Annotated in this window: 16 protein-coding genes and 2 tRNA genes; 16 read left to right on the top strand and 2 right to left on the bottom strand. The window is 69.0% G+C overall.

Annotated elements, in window-relative coordinates; translation table 11 throughout:
• The first annotated feature begins 96 nt into the window (after window positions 1-96).
• From ACQUQF_RS12320 to ACQUQF_RS12310, 3 genes are all read left to right on the top strand, one after another.
• The gene (locus ACQUQF_RS12320) at window positions 97-753 is read left to right on the top strand and encodes an RAD55 family ATPase (RefSeq protein ID WP_435179197.1); all 657 of its coding nucleotides are present in this window, start codon (window positions 97-99) and stop codon (window positions 751-753) included.
• Window positions 754-829: 76 nt separating this feature from the next.
• Window positions 830-2,098: an OFA family MFS transporter gene (locus tag ACQUQF_RS12315; protein ID WP_435179195.1), complete on the top strand. Its 1,269-nt coding sequence runs from the start codon at window positions 830-832 to the stop codon at window positions 2,096-2,098.
• A 394-nt stretch (window positions 2,099-2,492) separates the two neighbouring features.
• The gene (locus ACQUQF_RS12310) at window positions 2,493-2,723 is read left to right on the top strand and encodes a hypothetical protein (RefSeq protein ID WP_435179193.1); all 231 of its coding nucleotides are present in this window, start codon (window positions 2,493-2,495) and stop codon (window positions 2,721-2,723) included.
• Window positions 2,724-2,917: 194 nt separating this feature from the next.
• Here ACQUQF_RS12310 and ACQUQF_RS12305 read toward each other — a convergent pair whose 3' ends face one another.
• Window positions 2,918-3,307, bottom strand: coding sequence for a hypothetical protein (locus tag ACQUQF_RS12305; RefSeq protein ID WP_435179191.1), 390 nt, complete (start codon window positions 3,305-3,307; stop codon window positions 2,918-2,920).
• 165 nt (window positions 3,308-3,472) lie between these two features.
• Here ACQUQF_RS12305 and ACQUQF_RS12300 point away from each other — a divergent pair, with 165 nt between their 5' ends.
• The 8 genes from ACQUQF_RS12300 (at window position 3,473) to ACQUQF_RS12265 (ending at window position 13,437) form a co-directional block, all read left to right on the top strand.
• Window positions 3,473-5,131, top strand: coding sequence for a type II/IV secretion system ATPase subunit (locus ACQUQF_RS12300; RefSeq protein WP_435179189.1), 1,659 nt, complete (start codon window positions 3,473-3,475; stop codon window positions 5,129-5,131).
• The gene (locus ACQUQF_RS12295; RefSeq protein WP_435179187.1) at window positions 5,131-7,272 is read left to right on the top strand and encodes a type II secretion system F family protein; all 2,142 of its coding nucleotides are present in this window, start codon (window positions 5,131-5,133) and stop codon (window positions 7,270-7,272) included. Before ACQUQF_RS12300 ends, ACQUQF_RS12295 begins: the two co-directional genes overlap by 1 nt.
• A gap of 441 nt (window positions 7,273-7,713) precedes the next feature.
• Entirely contained in the window at window positions 7,714-8,403 is a 690-nt protein-coding gene (locus tag ACQUQF_RS12290; RefSeq protein ID WP_435179185.1) for a class I SAM-dependent methyltransferase, read from the top strand.
• Between the two features lie 158 nt (window positions 8,404-8,561).
• Window positions 8,562-8,632, top strand: a tRNA-Gly gene (locus tag ACQUQF_RS12285).
• Between the two features lie 336 nt (window positions 8,633-8,968).
• Window positions 8,969-9,517, top strand: a complete 549-nt coding sequence (locus ACQUQF_RS12280; protein ID WP_435179183.1) for an iron transporter — start codon at window positions 8,969-8,971, stop codon at window positions 9,515-9,517.
• 172 nt (window positions 9,518-9,689) lie between these two features.
• Window positions 9,690-12,716 carry a PAS domain S-box protein gene (locus ACQUQF_RS12275; protein WP_435179181.1) on the top strand — a complete coding sequence of 1,009 codons (3,027 nt, stop codon included), beginning with the start codon at window positions 9,690-9,692 and terminating at the stop codon, window positions 12,714-12,716.
• A gap of 161 nt (window positions 12,717-12,877) precedes the next feature.
• Complete coding sequence (locus tag ACQUQF_RS12270) at window positions 12,878-13,168, top strand: HalOD1 output domain-containing protein (RefSeq protein WP_435179179.1); 291 nt, start codon at window positions 12,878-12,880, stop codon at window positions 13,166-13,168.
• A 110-nt stretch (window positions 13,169-13,278) separates the two neighbouring features.
• Window positions 13,279-13,437 carry a DUF7576 family protein gene (locus tag ACQUQF_RS12265; RefSeq protein WP_435179177.1) on the top strand — a complete coding sequence of 53 codons (159 nt, stop codon included), beginning with the start codon at window positions 13,279-13,281 and terminating at the stop codon, window positions 13,435-13,437.
• Window positions 13,438-13,585: 148 nt separating this feature from the next.
• On the opposite strand, the gene ACQUQF_RS12260 is transcribed toward ACQUQF_RS12265, so the two are convergent.
• On the bottom strand, window positions 13,586-15,964 hold the full coding sequence (locus ACQUQF_RS12260) for a DUF2298 domain-containing protein (protein ID WP_435179175.1): 2,379 nt from the start codon (window positions 15,962-15,964) through the stop codon (window positions 13,586-13,588).
• A gap of 290 nt (window positions 15,965-16,254) precedes the next feature.
• Between ACQUQF_RS12260 and ACQUQF_RS12255 the strand changes: the two genes are divergently transcribed.
• The 5 genes from ACQUQF_RS12255 (at window position 16,255) to ACQUQF_RS12235 (ending at window position 21,733) form a co-directional block, all read left to right on the top strand.
• Window positions 16,255-16,329: transfer RNA gene (locus ACQUQF_RS12255), tRNA-Met, on the top strand.
• A 332-nt stretch (window positions 16,330-16,661) separates the two neighbouring features.
• Entirely contained in the window at window positions 16,662-17,357 is a 696-nt protein-coding gene (locus tag ACQUQF_RS12250) for a type 1 glutamine amidotransferase domain-containing protein (RefSeq protein WP_435179173.1), read from the top strand.
• Between the two features lie 236 nt (window positions 17,358-17,593).
• Window positions 17,594-19,507, top strand: coding sequence for an ABC transporter substrate-binding protein (locus ACQUQF_RS12245; RefSeq protein WP_435179170.1), 1,914 nt, complete (start codon window positions 17,594-17,596; stop codon window positions 19,505-19,507).
• Window positions 19,508-19,565: 58 nt separating this feature from the next.
• Window positions 19,566-20,540: an ABC transporter permease gene (locus ACQUQF_RS12240; RefSeq protein WP_435179168.1), complete on the top strand. Its 975-nt coding sequence runs from the start codon at window positions 19,566-19,568 to the stop codon at window positions 20,538-20,540.
• Window positions 20,540-21,733, top strand: coding sequence for an ABC transporter permease (locus tag ACQUQF_RS12235; RefSeq protein WP_435179166.1), 1,194 nt, complete (start codon window positions 20,540-20,542; stop codon window positions 21,731-21,733). The genes ACQUQF_RS12240 and ACQUQF_RS12235 overlap by 1 nt, the downstream gene beginning before the upstream one ends.
• The last annotated feature ends 2 nt before the right edge of the window (window positions 21,734-21,735 follow it).

Below are 21,735 nucleotides of genomic sequence, written 5' to 3'. Positions count from 1 at the left end.
AGAATATAAGCGGAAGCGGATACGTTACTGCCAGACATACCGGGGAGGGACAGGCCGTCGTCCGTCCCCGGCCCCGCTGCACCGAACTGAACTGCCATGTACGGACTGGGTGAGGTCTGTCCGGGGGTCGAGGTCGAGCCGGGGACGAACCTCCTGGTGACCGGGCCGCCGATGACGGGCAAACGAACGCTCGCGCTGGAGATTCTCGCGCACGGGGGACGGCGCGGCGACGGCTCCATCGTCGTCACGACCAAGGACGGCGGCGAGGACGTCCGCGAGCGCCTCCGCGAGCGGGTCGGCGACGGGGAGTCCGGTCCGGTCGGCATCGTGGACTGCGTCTCCAGACAGCAGGGGACGGCCCCCGCCGACACCGACGAGATCACCTACGCCTCCTCGCCCGAGGACATGACCGGCATCGGCATCCAGCTCTCGGAGTTCCTCCGGGCGTTCTACGAGCGCGCCGGCGTCGAGCGCAACCGCATCCTGCTCCACTCGCTGTCGACGCTGCTGATGTACTCGAACCTCCAGACCGTCTTCCGGTTCCTCCACGTCTTCACCGGTCGGGTCCAGAGCGCCGACGCGCTGGGCGTCTTCGTCATCGACGGCACCGCCCACGAGCGCCAGACGATGAGCACCCTCAAGCAGCTGTTCGACGGCCAGATACAGGTGCGGGCGGGCGACGACGGTGCATCCGAGCTCCGGCTCCGCGGCGTCGGCACCGACTCCGACTGGCGACCGTTCTCGCCGGACTGACTGCCGGCGATCGGCCGCCAGCTGGCGGACTGCCGAAAACGCAACGCTGATTGGAGGGGGCCATCACCTCCAAGCAATGACAGCGCCGTCGCAGTCCGACACCGACTACGCCGCCCGGGCGCGGGACGTGCTGGGGTTCTCGCGGTGGTGGCAGGTCGCGGCCGCCGCGGTGATGATGGGGCTGATCAGCCCGTACCAGTACGTCTGGTCGTCGATCGAGTCGCCCATCGCGCGGTCGCTCGGGCTCGACCCGACCGCGCTCGGGTTCGTGTTCACGCTGTTCGTCGTCTTCCAGGCCGGCTCGCAGTTCCCGGTCGGCTGGTACCGCGACCGACACGGGCCCCGCGAGCTGACCCTGCTGGCGGGCGTGCTGGCCGGCGGCGGCTACCTCGGACTCGCGTACGCCACCGAGCTCTGGCAGCTCTACGTCCTCTACTCGCTGGGCGCGGTCGGCGTCGGCATCGTCTACACCGTCGCGGTCAACACCGCCCTGAAGTGGTTCCCCGACCGGCGCGGGCTCACCACCGGGCTCGGGACGATGGCGTTCGCCGGCGGCAGCGCGCTGTTCGTCCCCTACGTCCGGGCGAACGCGACCGTCGGCGGCTACCCCGACGTCCTCCGCAACATGGGGCTGCTCATCGGGGTCGGGATTCTCGTCGGCGCGCTGGTGCTGCGGGACCCGCCGACCGGGTGGGCCGGGACCGTCGACGGCGCCACCGACGACGCGGTCGCAGAGGGGGACGACGCGACCGCCACCGGCCGCCAGTACACCTCCCGCGAGATGGTCCGGACCTGGCAGTTCTGGCTGATGTACGTCATGTTCGTCTGCGTCTCCGGGGCGGGACTCATGCTCACCGCGAAGGTGGTGTCGTTCGCCCAGAACGTCGGGCTGACCGCGCTGACCGCCACCGCCGGCGCGACGGTGCTCCCCATCGCGGGCGGGGTCGGCCGGCTCGTGGTCGGCGACCTCTCCGACCGGGTGGACCGCGAGCGCGCGATGGCGGTCTCGTTCACCCTCTGCGGGCTCGGGCTGTTCGCGGTGGTCTGGTCGGGCGCGGTCGACAGCTCGCTGGGCTTCCTGGCCGCGGTGGTGCTGGCGACGTTCTTCTGGAGCCCCCAGTACACCCTGTTCCCGAGCGTGGTCGGCGACTACTACGGCCAGCGCCACTCCTCGGCCAACTACGCCCTGCTGTACTCCGGCAAGATGTGGGGCGGCGTCTTCGGCGGCGGGGTCGCGGGCTGGCTGGTGACCCGGACGGGCTGGTCGACCGCGTTCGCGCTCGGCGGCGGGCTCGCGGTCCTGGCGGGGATCGGCGCGCTGGTCCTCCGGGAGCCGTCGGCGTAGCGCCGCCCGCGCCTTCGTTCTCGACCCCGGCTGAGCCGCCTCCCCGCCGTCCGTGCGGTTCGACCGAGCCTCGTTCGATTCCGACTGTCCCCCGCTCCGCTTCGACCGTCTCTCGTTCTACGTCGCCTCGCTGTCTCACCCGTGAGCGCCGACTCCGTCAGCCCCCGATTCGACGTCGCTCGGCGATCGCGCGGTGATAACCGAGAGGAATTTCTGGGTCCCTCTGAGCCCCGCTTTTGAGGAACTTTCAGTTGTTTTCCGCCCGAAAACGGTCTGGTGGCGTATCTATAAGTTATGGGAATCCAATTCGCTACATAAGATTCGCCTATCAGTATTGACTCGCACAACTACGGGAAAGAATTATATACCTACCCCGCATATTCTGTAATGGATTATGACTGGGTACTACGACCTCATCCTCGGACTGATTCCGCTCTCGCTGATCGGTGTGACCGCTGTGCTGAGCGCCGTCGGCGTCTCGATGACCGCCGCCGTGCCGCTGGCAGCGAGCATTCCCGTCGCGCTCATCGGTCACGCGCTGTTCGTGAACAGTCCCGTCGACGATACCCAGTCCGCGACGGAGACTGTCGACTCCTCGTCCGCGTCCTTCGAGGCCGCGGACTGAGGCCGTAACTGCTCTCCGCTGCGGCGTCTTCGACCTCTCTTCTTCCGCGTCTCCTGTTTCTCCTCCGCCGTTCTCTCGACGTACTCCTCGCTCTCTGTCGTCGAACTGCTTCGATACCGAGTCCGCAGCGCGCCGGTGGACTCCCAGCGTCGACCGCGACGTGGGATCGACGGCGGGCTACCGTCGGAACGTCGCTACCCCGGTCCGCTCTCTCCCGCCTGGCTCTGGTCCTGCCCGCGTTCGCTGCTCCCGCCGCCGCCGACCTGTTCTCGGATCGCTCGCCGTCGACGCTCCGGGAGTTCGCCGGCCAGGTCCGCCTCGGTCTGGTCGGGCAGTTCCGCCCCGGCGAGCAGCAGGCGGTACCGCAGTTCTGGCCGCGAGGTCAGCGTGCCGGTACTCGGGGTGGTGTCTGATTTGAGTTCGTTGACGAGCTGCCGAACGTCCTCGGAGCTGGCGATTCCGGTGAGCGCGTCCGCGATCAGGTCCGGGTCGGCGTGCTCCGGCGACGCGGCCACAGCCTCGACCACCTCGTACGCGGACATGATCCAGTTCCGGGCGTCGGTTCCGTCTGGGGCCTCGGGCATACACGATCCACCGGGGACAAGCACCACGGACGCCGCCTTAACGGTTGTCGCGGGAGGCGGGGCGTCGCCTGGCCTCCCCGACGGCCGACCGGTGATTTAAGTACCACCGCTGTGATGTGAGGGCTGAACCGACGCGGGCGGCCGGGCCGCCCGACGCGACCCACCATGTCCGAGTCACCCCTGTCCGAGTGGACCGACGACGTCCGAATCCGCGTCCGGGAGTTCCAGCGCACGCTCCGGCGGACCGCGGAGGTGCTCCGGGGGTCGTCGATCTCGGCCGACGAGTACGACCCCGCCGAGCACGGGCCGCTGGTCACCTTCTCCGGCCTCGACGGCTACGAGGAGGTCGACCGCTACTGGGTCGACGCGCCGTTCGCCTTCGTCGCCATCAACTACGACGACGCCGAGAACGAGCACCGCTACCACGTGGTCGAACCCGAGCTCGACGACCTGGAGGCCGAGCTGCTCGACCGGCTGCTCACCGACATCCGAAACTCGCTCATCCACCGCCGGGGCACCCGGGCCGACACCGACGACGCCGCCACCGCCGAGGCCGTCCTGAAGGAGGAGCTGCGCGAACTGCTCTCGACCTACGGCGTCGAGGTCGACGCGGCGTCGTTCTACCGGCTGTTCTACTACCTCTTCCGGACGTTCCGCGGGTTCGGCAGGCTCGACCCGCTGCTGGCCGACCCCCACATCGAGGACGTCTCCTGCGACGGCTACGACGTCCCGCTGTTCGTCTACCACGATGAGTACACCGACATCGAGACCAACGTCGTCTACGACGAGCGGGAGCTCGACAACCTCGTGGTCCGGCTGGCCCAGCAGTCGGGCCGCCACGTCAGCATCGGCGACCCGGTGGTCGAGACCACGCTGCCCGACGGCTCCCGGGCCGAGCTCGCGCTGGGCGAGGAGGTCACCCCGCGGGGGTCGGCGTTCACCATCCGGAAGTACGCCGACGAGCCGTTCACGCCCGTCGACCTTGTGGAGTACGGCACCTTCAGCCTCGACCAGATGGCGTACCTCTGGCTGGCCATCGAGTCGAACAAGTCGCTCATCTTCGCGGGGGGCACCGCCTCGGGCAAGACCACCTCGATGAACGCCATCTCGATGTTCATCCCGCCGCGCTCGAAGGTGCTGACCATCGAGGACACCCGCGAGCTGGCGCTGTACCACGACAACTGGCTGTCGTCGGTCACCCGCGAGCGGCGGGGCGAGGGCGCCGACATCACGATGTACGACCTGCTGCGGTCGGCGCTGCGCCACCGGCCCGAGTACATCGTGGTCGGGGAGGTCCGCGGCGAGGAGGCGATGACGCTGTTCCAGGCGATGAACACGGGCCACACCACCTACTCGACGATGCACGCCGACTCGGTCCAGACGGTCATCAACCGGCTGGAGAACGACCCCATCAACGTCCCGCGCGCGATGATCCAGAGCCTGGACATCCTCTCGGTCCAGACGCTGACCTACGTCGGCGACGAGCGGGTCCGCCGGAACCGGGTGCTGGCCGAGATCGAGGGCATCGACCAGCGGACCGGCGACCTCGACTACTCGACCGCGTTCTCGTGGAACGCCGGCGACGACAGCTTCCGGCGGAACGACAGCGGCGTCCTCGACGAGATCCAGGACGAGCGGGGCTGGTCGCGGAGCGAGCTCCTCCGGGAGCTGCGGGACCGCGCCCGCGTCCTCCAGTACCTCCGCGAGCGGGACGTCTCGGACTACCGGCGGTTCACCGCGATGATAAACGAGTACTACGCCCACCCGGACCGCGTGCTGGACGCAATCGACCTCGACGCCGAGGTCTCGACCGGCTTCGAGTGATGCTCGGGTTCCTGCCGCTCACGCTGGTCGTCGGCCTGGTCGCGCCGTTCGCGGCCGCCCCGGTCTCGCGGCGGGTCGACCGGGCGGTCGCCCGCCTCGCGCTGGCGGCGTTCGGCGACTGGGTCGGCGACCGCGGCCGGCGGCGCGCGCGCCGGCGGCGACTGCTCCAGGCGGTCCACGTCGGCGAGACCTACCGGACCTACGCCGCGAAGGGCCTGCTGTACGCCGGCGTCGCGGGGCTCGCCGGCAGCGTCCTGGGCGTCTACCTCGCGGCGGGCGGGCTGGCGGTCCTCCGCGTCTCCCCCGCGGCGATGCGTGCCTCGCTGCCGGCCCGACTGGACTTCCTGGCGGGGCTGCTGGCCCTCCCGGCCCTGTCGCTCGGCCAGCTGTTCGCGCTGCTGCTGGCCAGCAGCGCGACCGTCGGCGTGGCGTCGGGCGGCCTGACCTACTGGCTCCGGTGGGAGACCCTCTCGTACCGGGCCAACGCCCGCGAGCGCAGGATCGACGAGAGCCTCCCCCGGACCGTGGCGTTCGTCTACGCGCTCTCCCGGAGCGGGATGGCGTTCCCGGAGATCCTGCGGACGCTCGCCCGGAACCGGGCGGTGTACGGCGAGGCCGCCGAGGAGTTCGGCGTCGCGGTCAAGGCGATGGACTACGCGGGCCTCGACGTGCTGACCGCCATCGAGCGCCTCGCCGACCAGACACCGAGTCAGAAGTTCGGCGAGTTCGCCGACAACCTCGCCAGCGTGCTCCGGAGCGGCCAGAAGGTCTCGGGCTACCTCGACGACCAGTACCGGCGCTACCGGGAGGACGCCGAGGCCCAGCAGGAGTCGTTCCTCGAACTGCTCGCCACGCTCGCGGAGGCGTACGTCTCGGTGTTCGTGGTCGCGCCGCTGCTGTTCGTCACCATCCTCGTCATCATGGGGCTGATGGCGCTGGGCGAGACACTCCCGGTGCTCCGGTTCCTGATCTACGCCGCGGTTCCGCTCGCGAACGCCGGGTTCGTGGTGTACCTCGACAGCATCACCGAGTCGCTCCGGGCGAGCCGGGAGGCCCGGGAGGTCGACCTCTCGTCGGCGGCGCTCGCCGGCGTCCGGCGCACGGACGACCCCACCGCCGAGCGGACCGGCGTCGAGCGACCGGACCGCGATGGCGACGGCGTCGCCGCGACCGGGGCGGTGCGCAGCGACGGCGGCCAACCCGGCGACGCCGTGATCCCGAATTTCGAGCGCCTCCGGGCCTTCGAGGACGTGCGCCGGCTCCGGGAGGCGCTGGCCGACCCGGTCGCGACGCTCCGGGACGACCCGACGGTCGCGCTGTACGCCGGGGTGCCGCTGGGCCTGCTGTCGGTCCTGCTCCGGTCCTGGCCACACCTCGCCGCCGGGACGCTCACGCTCCGGGTCGTCGACGACTTCGTCGTCCAGGCCGCGCTGGTCGTCGTCGCCGCCTTCGCCGTCGTCCAGGAGCTCCACCGCCGGCGGATCGCGGCCATCGAGGCCGCGGTGCCCGACTTCCTCGACCGGCTCGCCAGCGTCAACGAGGCGGGGATGTCGGTGGTCGAGGGCCTCGAACGGGTCGCGCGGAGCGACCTCGGCGCGCTCGACGCGGAGGTCCGCCGGCTCTGGACCGACATCGAGTGGGGCGTCGACGCCGAGACCGCCCTCTACCGGTTCGAGGACCGGGTGGACGCGCCGACCATCACCCGGGTCGTCTCGCTCGTCGCCAACGCGATGGCCGCCAGCGGCGACGTCGCGCGGGTGCTCCGGATCGCGGCCGACGACGCCCAGGCCACCCGCCGGCTCAAGCGCCAGCGCCGCCAGGAGATGGTGACCTACGTGGTCATCATCTACCTCTCGTTCGCGGTGTTCCTGGTCATCGTGGCCGCGCTCGACGCCATCCTGATCCCGAACCTGCCGACCGACGCGGCCGCCGCGACCGGCGGGTCGGTCGGCGGGCCGCTCTCGGACATCACCAGCGTCGACACCGACGCCTACACCCTGCTGTTCTTCCACGCCGCGCTGGTCCAGGCGGTCTGCTCGGGGCTGGTCGCCGGTCAGATGGGCGAGGGGAGCGTCCGGAACGGCGCCAAGCACGCCGCGGTCATGCTCGCCGTCGCCTACGGTGCGTTCCTGGTGCTCTGAGGGCTGACGTACTTCGGGTCTGACCCACGACGTTCGGCCAATTACCGGTCGGCGCGCGCTGGCGCGGCCACCGTGCCGCGCCAAGCGTGTGAGGTCTGCGTGAGCGAAGCGAACGTAGGCTCGTCAGAGCGTGCTCTGACGGTGGAGGCGGCCGGATCTGCGCAAGCGAAGTGCGAGCAGGCTCGTCGGACGCGGTTCGTCCGACGGCGTTCGGGCGGCCGCCGAGGTTGGGGAGGTGTGAGGTCCTCGGTCGCAGTGCGGTTGCGGGACATATGTGACGGCAGGAGCTTGCCTCTCACTCGCCGTCGAGGCTGTAGTACTGCCCGCCACCGATCACCCCCACTGAATCGAGCGACCGTAAACGCCCGCGGCGAGGATACCCAGGGGTTCACTTCTCGCCGTTTCGGAGCCGTTTTCACGCCCTGTCACCCACGGAGCCACATGGACGAGGCGGACCGCGACCCCGACGACGCCACCGGTCCGAACCCGCGCGCCGAGGTCCGGGCGACTTACGACTACATCGCCGACCACTTCGCGGAGACCCGCGAGTACGCCTGGCCGGAGGTCGAGGCGTTCGTCGCCGAGCTCGACGACCCCGGAACGGCGCTCGACCTCGGCTGCGGCAACGGGCGCCACGCCGAACTCCTGGCGGAGCGCGCCGACCGCGTGATCGGCGCGGACGCCAGCCGTGGGCTGCTCGACACCGCCAGTGAGCGCGCGACCGACCGGGGGTTCGACGTCGACCTGGTTCAGGCCGACGCCGCCCGCCTCCCGCTCCGCGACGGAACCGTCGACGCGGCGGTGTACGTCGCCACGCTCCACCACCTCCCGACCCGCGCGGCCCGAATCGCCAGTCTGGACGAGCTCGCCCGCGTCCTCGCGCCCGGGGGACGCGCGCTCGTCAGCGCGTGGAGCACCGCCCACGACCGATTCGACCGGCCCGACGCCGAGACGGGGTTCGACACCACCGTCGACTGGACCCTGCCGGGCGGCGAGACTGTCGAGCGGTTCTACCACATCTACGCGCCGGCGGAGTTCCGGGCCGACGTGGCCGAGAGCGCCCTGGGACTGGTCGCGTTCGAGATGTCGAGCGGGAACTGCTACGGCGTCGTCAGCGCGCCGAAACAGTAAGGCCCTTATTGCCGGGTGGCGAATTTCGAGACGCCACGACGCGCGCCGGCGGTCAGGCGGACCTCGTCCGTCGATGCTCGGCGCGCGCGAGCGCCGGTGGTGAGCAAATCCGGAGGATTTGCGAACCTCGGCGCACAAGTGAGCGAAGCGAACGCCGTGCGCCGGTGGTCTAGTGGTATGACTATGGCCTTCCAAGCCATCGACCCGGGTTCAAGTCCCGGCCGGCGCATCTTCTGTCGAGCGAAGCGAGACGAAACTCGCCAGCGGGAGTTGAACTACGCGAGGTGAGCGGAGCGAGCCTCGCCATCGAGTTCACGTCCCGGCCGGCGCAGTCCTGCGGTGACCACGTCGACGAGCAGTCACCCGCTCGTCAGTCACGGACTGCCGCATCACCTGTCACTCGTAAGCCGTCGGATGGATCGCCACCCGTGAGCCGACCGATTCACCGTTACCCGAGCTGGCGAATCACCCGTCACCCCTGCGCTGTCGGGCGATCCGACGGGGCAGGGCGTCACTCCCCGCCACAACCCTTAATCGCGTACTTGTTGTGTCTCTTACGATTGCTATGCCCGACAATCCAGGCAAGCAGACGAGCGAGGAGGTAGACCAGCAACAGCTCGACCTCGCCCAGAAGGCGGGCGACGCCTACCAGGAGGCGCTCGAGTACATGGCCAACGAGGTCGCCGAGGCCGGCGGCAAGCGGGAGGTCGGCGAGTACGTCGTCGGGTTCGCCCAGGAGAAGGCCGAGGGGATGTACGTCCTGCAGGACGAGGGGCAGTTCGCGTGGGTGGAGCCCGGCGACGAGAACTGCCACCTCGAGGTGGCGGTCTGCGACGCCGAGGACGGTCGGCTCGTCCCGGAGTGCACCGTCATCGCCTCGCTGGTCGACGAGAGCGGCGAGTGGGTCGGCCCGACCCGGCTCCCGCTGCTCTGGCACCCGGGGCTCTACCACTACGGGAAGAACCTCGCGGTGCCCGGCGAGGGGACCTACGACATCGAGGTGCGGGTCGAGCCGCCGGAGTTCAAGCGCCACGACGAGAAGAACGGCGACCGGTACGGCGAGTCGGTCACCGTGACGTTCGAGGGCGTCGAGATCAAGACGGGGCAGGGGTAGTTGTCGCCGCGGGGTCTCGTCCGAACCGGTCCCGTCAGAACCGGTCTCGTCCGGCCGAGGGACTTTTTTGGATCTGGCCCCTTGGTTTCTGCGTCAGAGTCACACCTGTGGACGTACGCGTACTCGCAGTGAAACAAACCCGACGCCGACCGGGGAGGGAGGCCTCCGAGCGATGACCGGTCGGCGACCGCACGCGGAACGGGCCGCCGACCCGGCCCGGATTCCGCTCGCGGCCGGCGTCGAGTCGACCGGCGAGGCCGTCGCCGACGGCGGCGTCGGGGGCGAGCACTTCCGGGCGCTCGCCGAGGAGCTGTCGGACGCGGTGCTCGTCATCGACACCGACAGCGTCGTCCGCTACGCCAACTCCGCGGTCGAGGAGCTGTTCGGCTACGCGCCCGACGAGCTCGTCGGCGAGCCCCTGACGACGCTCATGTCGCCGGAGCTGGCCGAGCGCCACCGCGAGGGCGTCCGGCGCTACCTGCGGGAGGGCGAGCGCCACGTCGACTGGCGCTACGTCGAACTCCCCGGGCGCCGCCGGGACGGCACCGAGATCCCACTGGGCGTCTCGTTCAGCGAGTTCGTCTCCGACGGGGAGCGCCGGTTCACCGGCATCGTCCGGGACATCTCCGAGCGCAAGCGCCGGGAGTCCGAGCTGCGCGACAGGGTCGCCCAGCAGGAGGCGCTCGCGGCGTTCTCCCGGCGCGCGCTCGGCGACGAGTCGCTGACCGACCTGATGGACCTGGCGGTCGAACTCGTCGCCGACGTGCTCGACAACGACTACTGCAAGGTGCTGGAGCTCCGGCCCGAACGCGACGACCTGCTGCTCCGGGCGGGCGTCGGCTGGCGGGAGGGGCTGGTCGGCTCGGCGACCGTCGGCACCGAGTGCGACTCCCAGGCGGGGTACACGCTGCTGTCGGCCGAGCCGGTCGTGGTCGCGGACCTCGAGACCGAGGACCGGTTCTCCGGACCGGCGCTGCTCACGTCCCACGGCGTACGCAGCGGCGTCTCGACGGTCATCGGCTCGCCCGACGACCCCTGGGGAATCCTAGGCACCCACGACACCGCGCCCGGGTCCTACGACGACCACGAGGTGCAGTTCGTCCAGAGCGTGGCCCACATCCTCGCGACGGTCGTCCAGCGCCGCGAGCGCGAGCGCCGGCTGGAGCGGTCCGAGGCGATGCTCGACGCGGTCGGCGACGGGGTGTACGCGCTCGACGCCGACTCCCGGTTCGTCGCCGTCAACGACGCCTACGTCGAGCTCACGGGGTACGACCGCGAGGAGCTGCTCGGGGCGCCCGCGTCGATGGTCATCGGCGACGACCTCGTCGCGGAGAGCAGGCGCGTGCAGGCGACCCTCGAGCGGGACGGCGGCGTGGTGTCGATGGAGGGAGACCTGCCAACCGCCGACGGGGAGACGGTCCCCGTGGAGGCCCGGATCGCGCCCCTCGACCTCGGCGACGAACTGGGTCGGGTCGGCGTCGTCCGGGACGTCTCCGACCGCAAGCGCCGCGAGGAGAAGCTCGCCTCGCTCAACGAGATGCTGCAGTCGCTGGCCGAGGCCGAGGGCCGGACCGACATCTGCGACCTCGGCGTCGACGCGGCGGTCGAGGTGCTGGGGTTCCCGAACGCCGCGGTGGCGCTGTACGACGGCGACGGCGGCAACCTCTCGTCTACGGTGCAGCGGTGGAACGGCGACGTCGACGACGCGCTCCTCGGGGACCCCGGCGGCGTCGCGTGGCGGGCGTTCGTCGAGAGCGAGACGAAGTCGTTCGACGACCTCCCCGCGGCGGTCGACGGCGACGCCGAGACGGGGAGCGCGCTGGTCGTCCCGCTCGGCAGGTACGGCGTGTTCGCGGCTGGGTCGCCCGACCGCGCGGCGTTCGACGCGACCGACCGGTCGCTGGCCGACGTGCTGTGCTCGAACGTCCGGTCCGCGCTCGACCGGGCCGACCGGGAGGCCACGCTGCGCGAGCAGCGCAACGACCTCCGCACCAAGAACCGCGAGCTTGAGCGGGTCAACCGACTCAACAGCGTGATCCGCGAGATAATCAAGGCGCTGACCCGGGCGTCGTCCCGGGAGGACGTGATGCAGGCGGTCTGCGACCGGCTGACCGACGCCGGCCCCTACCGGTTCGCGTGGTTCGGGACCCACGACAGGGCCACCGGCAGCGTCACGCCCGAGGCGTCGGCGGGGGTCGAGGACGGCTACCTCGACGCCGTCACCGTGAACGCCGATTCCAGGGACGCCCACGGCCGGGGCCCCTCCGGTCGGGCGGTCCGGACCGAGGAGGTCCAGGTCCAGAACGACCTGCTGGGCGACCCGCCGTTCGACCCCTGGCGCGAGGAGGCGCTCAAGCGGGGCTACCGGTCGAGCGCGTCGGTGCCGGTCGTCTACGGCGGGACGCTCCGGGGCGTCCTCAACCTCTACGCCGGCGAGACCGACGTGTTCGACGACCTCGAGCGGACGGTGCTGTCGGAGCTGGGCGAGACCATCGGCTACGCGCTCAACGCCATCGAACAGAGGCAGGCGCTGGTGAGCGAGCGGTCGGTCGAGCTCGACTTCCGCATCCGCGGCACCGGCAACCCCGTCCTGGCGTTCGTGGCCGAGACCGGCGCCGAGTTCGAGTTCGAGAACGTCGTCCAGCGGTCCGACGGCCGCCTCCACGCCTACTTCACCGTCCGGGAGGCGCCGCCCGACCGGGCGCTCGGGTTCGCCGAGGACGTGTCGTGGGTCGAGGACGTCCGGCTGATCGCAGAGCGCGACGGCGACTTCCTCTTCGAGGCCGTGCTGACCGACGAGTCGTTCCTCCGGTCGCTGATCGACCGCGGCGCGATGCCCCGGAACATCACGGCCACGCCCGACGAGGGTCGGTTCGTCGTCCGGATCCCCCGGAGCGCGAACGTCCGGACGTTCGTGGACCTGTTTGAGGAGTACTACGACGAGGCCCAACTGGTCGCCCGTCGCGAGCGCGACGAGCCGGTGATGACCCAACAGGACTTCGAGTCGGAGGTGGCCGCCCGGCTCACCGAGCGACAGGCCGAGGTGCTCCGGACGGCGTACTTCGGCGGCTTCTTCGAGTGGCCCCGCGAGAGCACGGCCCAGGAGATCGCCGACGCGCTCGGGGTGTCACAGCCGACCGTCAGCCGACACGTCCGCGGCGCCGAGCGGACGCTGTTCGGCCTGCTGTTCGAGGACTGAGACCGCGTGGGCGCACCGAGGGACGTGCACCGCTGCCATTCGGAGGGGCGTCAGCATCGCACGGCGGCGATTTAGATACATAACCTCGCCGGGGCCGGCGCGCGTATGCATCTATCGTCAAGTGCTATCCCTCTATCGCGCTATAGAACCGTGTATAGAACATGAGTCAGAGCATCAGCGGGGACACCTTCGGAAAGCAGTCGATAAGCCAGCGCGTCATCGACGCCGTCGCCGAGGAGACCGACAGCGACGCGACCGAGGTCGGACCGCTCTACCACGTCATCGACCCGGACGCGCTCGACCGGCTGTTCTCCGCGACCGGCGCGGGCGCCCGGAACCGGGGCCGCGTCGAGTTCGCGTTCGCCGGCTGCGACGTCGTCGTCCGCGGCAGCGGCGACGTGGAGGTGACCGAGCGCTCGGTCGCGACCGAGCTCGCCGACGAGACCCGGTGAGCACGCCGAGGCGATGACGACTACCCGACACCGCCGACGGAGGACCGGTGCTGCGTAGCCGTGACCCGGCCCAGCACGCGGCAGGCGACGGAACGAGGAACGGCCGCGCCATGACCGACGAGTGCGCGCGATGCGGGGCCGCGGTGCCGGCCGACGAGTGGCACCCCGTCGCGACCGTCCGCGACGACGACGGTACGGTCGAGATCTACGACTTCTGCTCGGAGGCGTGCCGCTCGGCGTGGGTCGGCCGCGAGGACGCCGACGACTGACAGGGTCGCGGAGGCTTCGCGCGGCAGAACAGTTCGCGGTTCGGCCGATTCCACAGCTCTTCTACTACTCGCGCGACGAAGTGGCCGCGGCGAACTCTGCGTTCGTCCGGCCGTCTCGCTGCGCCACTGTCCCGAAGCCGACACCGGTTCAGAGCTTCGACTGGTCGACGCGGTAGATGACGACGTCGCCCTCGTCGAAGACGGGCTCTATGCCGGGGTACTGGCCGAACTGGAGGTTCTCTGCGGCGTACCGGTCGCGGGCCCGCGGGCCGACGTAGATGTACTGCACGTCGTACTTCTGGAGCAGTTCGGCCCGGTCGGCCCACGTCCCCGTGTAGATGAGGTCGACCTCCTCGGCCCGGAACTCCGCGGTGTCGTGACCGCGGTAGATGCCCTCGTGGTACACCCAGCCGATGACCGTCGGCACGCCGGTCAGCGACGAGGCGGGACTGGTCCACGAGTACACCTGGCGGCCGGGCGGCGAGACGATGTGGGGCTGGCCCTCCCTGGCGTCGAGCCACGCGATGGCGGGCGCCTCGCCCGGGTGGCGGTCCTCGACGAACGCCTTGCCGGCCAGCGTGGGGTTCTCCGTGCGGTGGCCCTCCGCGGTGAAGTGACCGCTCAGCGCCAGTCCGCCGTAGAGCGCGGTCGAGACCACCAGCACCGCGGCGAACCCGCCCATGACCGTCGACCGGTCGACCCCGACCCGGGGCAGCGTCCAGTCGGTCGGGCCGGCCGAGCCGACCAGCGACGCCAGCGCGGCGCCCGCGGCGGTCGCCCAGAGCACCCACACCTGCATGTACACCTTGAACACGGTGTTGAACCGGCCGCCCGCGGCGCTGTCCTTCACGTAGACGAACTCCACCAGCGTGACGAGGCCGGCGCCCGCGACCAGCAGCACCGTCTCGTAGCCGACGCCGCCCGAACCGAGGGCGTCGCCGGTCGCCCGGAGCAGCAGCCAGCCGACCGCGAGCAGCGGAACGACCAGCACCAGCACCGGGTAGTTCACGACCCAGGCCCACCCGACCAGCGCCGCGGCCAGCAGTCCGAACCGGACGGGGTCGACGTCGAACGCCACCGTCGCCCGCGGCCAGAGGTACGCCGCGAACACCGCGAGGAACGCGCCGTGGACCAGCAGCAGGCCGACCGCGCTCGACTGCTCGGGCAGGAACGCGATGCTCCGGTTACCGGTCGAGCGCAGCAGGATGCCGAACACGAACGGGGCGACCCACGCGACGGCGGCGACCGCCACCGCCGCGGTGGCGGCGAACGCGGCGCCGACCCGGCGCGCCTCCGCGAGCAGCGCGAGGTCGACTCCGCTCGCCGCCCCGTCACCTGCGTTCGCGCCCGCACCGCCGTCGGTGACCGGCTCGGCGGCCTCGTCGGCGGCAACGCCGGGGAACAGCGTCAGCGGGTCGGCGGGCGCGAACACGACCGCGAGCCACACCACGCCGAGGCCGGTCGGGAAGCTCCAGACGTTGACGAGGCCGAGCAGCCCAACCACGACCGGGAGGGCGCCGAACGCGAGCGCCTGTCGGCGCCGGAGCGCGCCGGGCCGGGTCCGGTAGTAGGCGAACCCGAGCGCGGCGACCAACAGCAGGAAGGGCGTGCTGACCATGTGGGCGTGGAGGTCGCCGTTGAGGAACGAGAACAGCGGGAACTCGTTGATGGTGCCGGGGATCACCCGGCTCGGCGCCCAGTAGCCGAACGAGTCCAGCCCGCCGGTCACGAGACCGCTCGACGACGAGTCGCCGAGGGGCTCGGCGAGCCAGCCGGCTACCTTCCGCGCCGTCGGGTCGGGAAGCAGCCAGACGAGCCCGGTGACCGCAGTCACCAGGTTGGCCGCGAAGCCGACGAAGAACGCGCCGAACGCGCCCGCGGTCCGCCGTGGAGCGCCCCGGGCGTCGGCCAGCGCGGCCGCCAGGCCGTAGGCCGCCGTGACCAGCGTCGCGTAGAACCCCGAGAGCGCGAGGTTGTAGGCGAACTCCCCCTCGGTGCCCGTGAGCTGGGCGAGCAGGGCGGCCATGAGGTGGCCGCCGTAGTAGTAGAGGACGTGCTCGCCGGCCCACCACATGTCCTGGGGCGGCAAGACGTCGGCCCGCAGCAGCGACTTCATGATGCCGAAGTCGAGGAACTTCTCGCCGCCGCCGGGGTGGATCGACGGGTCGACGGCCCGGACGGCAACCAGGAGCGCGAACGCGACGCCGAAGACGATTACAGTTTCACCGTACGCGCGCACGTCTACCGGCGGGACGGCGTCCTCCCCGGATCTGAGCGACCGGTCGCTCCACAGAACGACCCCCGAGAGCGCGGCGACGGCGCCGACGCCGAGGAACGCGGTCCACCGACCGAACGCGAGGTGGCCGACCCAGTAGGCGACGACGGTCGCGACGACCAGCGCCACCGGGAGGGCGAACGCCGCGCCCCGGTCGGGGAAGCCGGGGAACACCCGGGCGGCGAGCGGCAGCGCGACGAACGCGAGCGCCTGGAAGGCGACGAACCACAGCAGGACGAGCGCGTACTCCATTCGGTACGTAGTCGTGCGACCGAGCGATAAACGTCTTGGGGTTCGTCTCACGGGCGCTGCGGCCGTTCGCGCCGGCAGGCCGGCCGTAACCCGTCGAGGAACGCTCGGTGCGGGTGGCGCGTCTGAATCCATATCGGACCATCTCGCGGACGTATCGAACCGGGCCGTGCCCCCTCGCGGTCGCCAGCGGCGATGGTCACCGCGGTCGCCCGGGGCGGCGCCACCGGCAAAAATTCGCATACGACGACCGAATCACAATCCTTATCTGTCGGTCGGCGCTACGAAATGGTAGCGGGATGGGATAGCCAGGAGATTCCGGCGGGCTCATAACCCGCAGATCGGTAGTTCAAATCTACCTCCCGCTATGTTTTTGCCGAACTCACACCGCGAGGCCCCTCATCGCCGATTTGATCCGGAGTTCGGAACCCGTGCACGGAGTAGATTCGAATAAGGCAGCACGCGCAACGAAGTGAGCACGTCCTGGCGTAGTTCAAATCTACCTCCCGCTACTTTCTCAGCGAACTCACACCGCGAAGCGTTTCATCGCTAGCCGAGGCTGGGTCCGGATTCAGACCTGTTCTGTACGGCAAGCACGCCGAACTATCGCCGCCGAGACGTCCGGCGTAACCCGCCGAAGGGCCGGCCACGACGGCCGGTAAGCCACGTTTTATTGGTCGCCAGCCACTACGACCACCCGATGACATCCGTACTGTTCGTCGTGAGCGAGGAGGGGTACTGGGGCGAAGAGTGCGTCGACCCGCTGGAGACGCTCTCGGAGACCGAGGCCAGCATCGACGTCGCGACGCCGACCGGCGGCAAGCCGGTGGTCGACGACCGCTCAGTCGACCCGGAGAACGTCGGCGAGGAGACCGCCGAGCGGGTCAAGGAGGTCCACGAGTCCGACGAGCGCCTCCAGAACCCGATGCCCCTCGCCGCCGCGGACGCCGACCAGTACGACGCGGTGGTGTTCCCCGGCGGCCACGGGACCGAGTGGGACGTCAATCAGGACAAGCACGCCCGACAGCTGCTGCGCGAGACGGTCGAGGGCGACGACGACCGGAAGGCGCTGGTCGTCTGTCACGCGGTCGGGCTGCTCGCGTTCACCCGCGACAGCGACGGCGGGTTCCTCGTCGAGGGCCGGGACGTGACCGGCTTCCCCAACGAGTGGGAGGAGAACATCGTCGACGACCACGACCTGATGCCCGACGGCCGCAAGCTCCCCTACTGGGTCGAGGACGAGGTCGAGGCCGCCGGCGGCAACTGGGACGCCGAACTCGACGCCGACGAGAGCGTCACCGTCGACGGCGACCTCATCACGGCCCGGGGGCCGGAGTCCTCGCACGCCGCAGCGACGGCGCTCATCGAGGCGCTCGGCGTGACCCGACCGGCGTAACCTGCCGGTCCGCGGCCGAGCGTCTCGGCGCTCTTTCTACTTCATAATCCTGTGGGCCGTATCTGTGCCCATTATTGATCACATTCGTCCATTTTGGGATTCGCGCAGGGAACGGTTTACGTTCCCCGTAAAATATCCACTGAGAGAGCACGTTCATGGGAAGAACGCACCCGGTGGAATCGGAACGAATCGAACGAACCGACACATATATAGGTAGCTAGCATTAGGTAAAGGATATGCCATCTGGCAACAACGGCTTTGATACCACAGACCACGGCAGTCCCGGGATGAACCGGCGGAAATGGCTCGCGGCGCTCGGCATGGCCGGTACCGCCGGTCTCGCCGGTTGCCAGGGGTCGGACAGCCCGCAGGACAGCACCACCGCAACGACGACCGACGACGTCAACTTCGGTGAGGGAACCACCCAGGGGACGACCACCGAGGGCGGCGAACTCCCCGAAGTCGGCGGGACCTACACGCAGGCGGTCTCCTCCAGCTTCGACTCCCTCAACCTGATCTACAACACGGAGGACACCACGGGGAACCACATCATGTACACGCTGGACTCCTCGTACACCTTCAAGCCGGGACAGAAGATGTTCCCGCGGTGGCTCGAGCTCACCACCGACGACAAGCGGGTCTACACGGCGAAGCTCCGGGAGAACCTCCACTGGAGCGAGCCCTACGGCCAACTGACCGCCGAGGACTACGTCTACCTGATCAAGAAGGTCCACCAGACCGACTGGGCCGGCAGCGCGGACAAGTCCTACTGGCACACCGACGACGGCAAGCCGATTCCGGTCGAGAAGACCGGCAAGTACTCCTTCGAGATCCGGCTTCCCGAGGTCGACCCCGCGTACCCCAAGCGGCCGAACATGTGGGCGACGCTGACCGCCCCGAAGAAGCTCATCAAGCCCTACGTCGACAAGCAGGACGCCAAGGGGCTGAAGCAGGACAAGGAGCTGAACAACCTGTCGTTCACCGGGAACCTCGGTCCGTACAAGCTCAAGGAGTGGCAGCGCCAGAAGAAGATGGTCTTCGAGCGGAACGACGAGTACTACCTGCGCGAGGCCGACGACGTCAAGGACGCCTTCTCGAAGGCCCCGTACTTCGACACCCTCGAGACCCAGATCATCAAGGAGAGCAGTTCGCGGCTCTCCGCCCTCAAGACGGGCGAGATCGACGACGCCCAGATCCCGCCGAACAAGGCGTCGAACTTCAAGCAGCAGAAGGACGTCTACCTCAACGTCTCGCCCCAGCCGTACAACGTCCCGCTGTTCTACAACCAGCGCGCCAACGGCTGGAAGCCGTTCCGCAAACAGGGCGTCCGGCAGGCGCTGGGCTGCGCCATCGACAAGAAGAAGTTCGTGAAGGGCGTGTTCCGGAACTACGCCGAGCCCGAGTTCACCTGGCAGCCCAAGTGGTCGCCGTGGTACGACGACAGCAAGGTCGTCAAGTACGGCGTCGGCGACCTCTACGGGCCGGAGGCGACCCGTTCGCGGATGGAGAAGGCGCTCAAGGACACCGAGTACAGCTACGACGGCGACACGCTGGTCGACGGCAACGGCGAACAGGTCGAGCTGACGCTGATGTACCAGTCGAGTCAGCAGACCGAGGTCGCGACCGCCCAGTTCGTCAAGCAGGAGTTCGCGAAGAACGCCGGCATCAAGGTCAAGCTCAACGGCGTCGGCGCCACCAAGTTCGTCCGCGACTACTGGCAGAACCAGGTGCCGGAGAACGCCGACCAGTTCGAGTGGAGCCACGGCGCGTACAACGCCGGCCCGCGCGACAAGGCGACCAGCAAGAAGGGCTGGGACATGGCCCGCGTCTACGGGCTCAACACCTACCCGATGACGCCGACCACGAACGAGGTCTTCTTCAAGAAGGACGGCACGTACAACCCGTACGGCTACTACCCGACCTACGACTTCGGGAAGCTGTTCAACGAGGCCAAGAAGGAGACCGACCCGAAGAAGCGCAAGGAGATCCTCAGCGAGATCTTCGGCAAGCTGTCGAAGGACCAGCCGATGGGCATGCTGGCGCTCAACTCGGACATCTACGGTTACCGCAACGGCATCGAGGGCCCCATCGAGAACTTCTTCAACGAGTGGGACTTCTCGACGTGGCATCGTAGCTCCGACAGCCAGTAAGCGCGTCGCCGACCGAACTCCCTTCCGATTTCAGTACTTCGATACGAGACTACCAACAATGGGCATGAGATGGTACGTGGCTCGCAGGTTGATGTGGACGTTCGTGGTGGCGTTTATCATCATCTCCATCACCTGGGGGCTGCTCGCGGCAGCACCGGACAAGGACATCATCGAGGCAAAGCAGAAAGCCGCACAGCAGGGACAGAGCGGCGAAGCGGCGGCCGAGCGACTCAAGAAGCTGCGCGGCTACGACCGGCCGCTCTGGCAGCGGTACACCGACTACATGGTCGACACGTTCACCCTACAGTGGGGGTGGTCGTCCAGCAGGGGCCAACCCGTGACGGACGCGATACTGACGTCGCTGTACTACACGGCGCAGTACTCCATCCCGTGGACGATACTGACCATGCTCATCGGCGCGGGCGTCGGGCTGTACTCGGCGGTCAACCAGTACACGAAGAAGGACCACATCGCGACCTTCTTCGCGTTCTTCGGGATGTCGATCCCGAACTTCTGGTTCGGCATCATGCTGCTGCTGGTGTTCGCGGTCCACCTCGGCTGGGTGCCCGTGATCTACAACAGCGACGTCCCCGTGTTCAGCTGGGCGAACGTCAGGCAGCTCATCCTGCCGGTGTTCGTGCTGGTGACCGGCTCGATCGGCACGTACATGCGGGTCACCCGCAACGAGGCGGCGGAGTATCTCAACACCGACTTCGTCAAGACCGCGCGCGCGAAGGGCGCCGACAACACCCGCATCCTGACGCGGCACATCCTCCGGCCCGCGTCGGTGCCGATGTCGACCACGTTCGTGGGGTCGATGATCGCGCTGTTCATCGGCTCGTCGTACCTGGTCGAGGTGGTGTTCGGCATCCCCGGGCTCGGCCTGCTGACGATCGAGGCGATCCGGTCCCAGGACACCGCGCTGGTGATCGGGACCTCGTTCATCGGCATCTTCGCCTCGGTCGTCGGCAACCTCCTGCAGGACATCGTGTACACGCTGCTCGACCCCAGAATCGGGTACGGTGATCGGTGATGGCGACCCAGAACACTCCGAACGACACGTTCGAGGACGTCGACTGGGACGAGGAGACGAGCGGCGGCGGACTCTCGCTGTCGACCTCCGACAAAGGCCTGGTGGCCGTACTCGCGGTGCTTACCGGGCTGTTCCTGTACGACGCGTTCGTGGTTCCCGACGGGGAGCCCACGTTCGGCGCCGTCGGCTGGTCGTACAGCGTCTCCCAACTCGACTGGCTGTTCGCGCTCACCCTGGTCGCGCTGTTCTTCTACGGGGTCGTCCCGATGTACCAGAACCCGCGGATGACGCGGTACTACTGGGACGAGTTCAAGAAGAACCGGCCGGCCATGGTGAGCCTGGGCTACCTCATCGCCATCTTCGTGATCGGCATCGTCGGGCCGCTGTTCATCAGCAAGCCCGAGCTGTCGCTGCTGAACAAGTACCAGCCGCCGGCGTTCACGGCGGTCGACTCGTCGTACGTCATTCAGTGCGCCGGCCAGGTGTCGAACGGGATGTGCCACGGCACGCTGAAGTACCCGCTGGGCACGACCGGCAACGGCAAGAGCATCTTCAAGATCGTCGTCTACGGGATGCAGGTCAGCATGAAGATCGGGCTCATCTCCGCGCTGCTGGTGATGGTCATCGGCAGCGTCGTCGGCACCGTCGCGGCGTACGCCGGCGGCCTGGTCGACGAGGTGCTGATGCGGTACGTCGACATCCAGATGGTCTTCCCGACCTTCATCGCGTACCTGCTCATCACCTACATGTACGAGCCGAGCCTCTTCCTGTTCGTGCTGATGTTCGGCGGCCTCACCTGGGGCAACAACGCGCGGTACGTGCGCTCGAACGCACTCCAGAAGACCGAGGAGGAGTACATCAAGGCCGCCAAGACCAGCGGCGCGAGCACGTGGCACATCATCCGTCGCCACCTCATCCCGAACACCGCCAGCAGCATCATCACCGACCTGACGCTGCTCATCCCGACGTTCATCCTGTTCGAGGCGTCGCTGTCGTTCCTCGGCCTGGGCGACCCGACGGTCCCGTCGTGGGGCCAGGTCATCGCGGCCGGGCGGAGCGACCTCTCGTTCGCGTGGTGGATCTCGACGATCCCGGGGGTCTTCCTGTTCTTCACGATCCTCGCGTACAACTTCCTCGGCGACGCGCTGCTGGACGCGCTCAACCCGCAGGCCGACTCGGAGTCCGACACGTAACC

Origin of the sequence: Halorussus sp. AFM4, assembly GCF_051194995.1 — an archaeon.
GTDB lineage: Archaea > Halobacteriota > Halobacteria > Halobacteriales > Haladaptataceae > Halorussus.
This window is presented reverse-complemented; position numbering and strand designations above follow the sequence as displayed.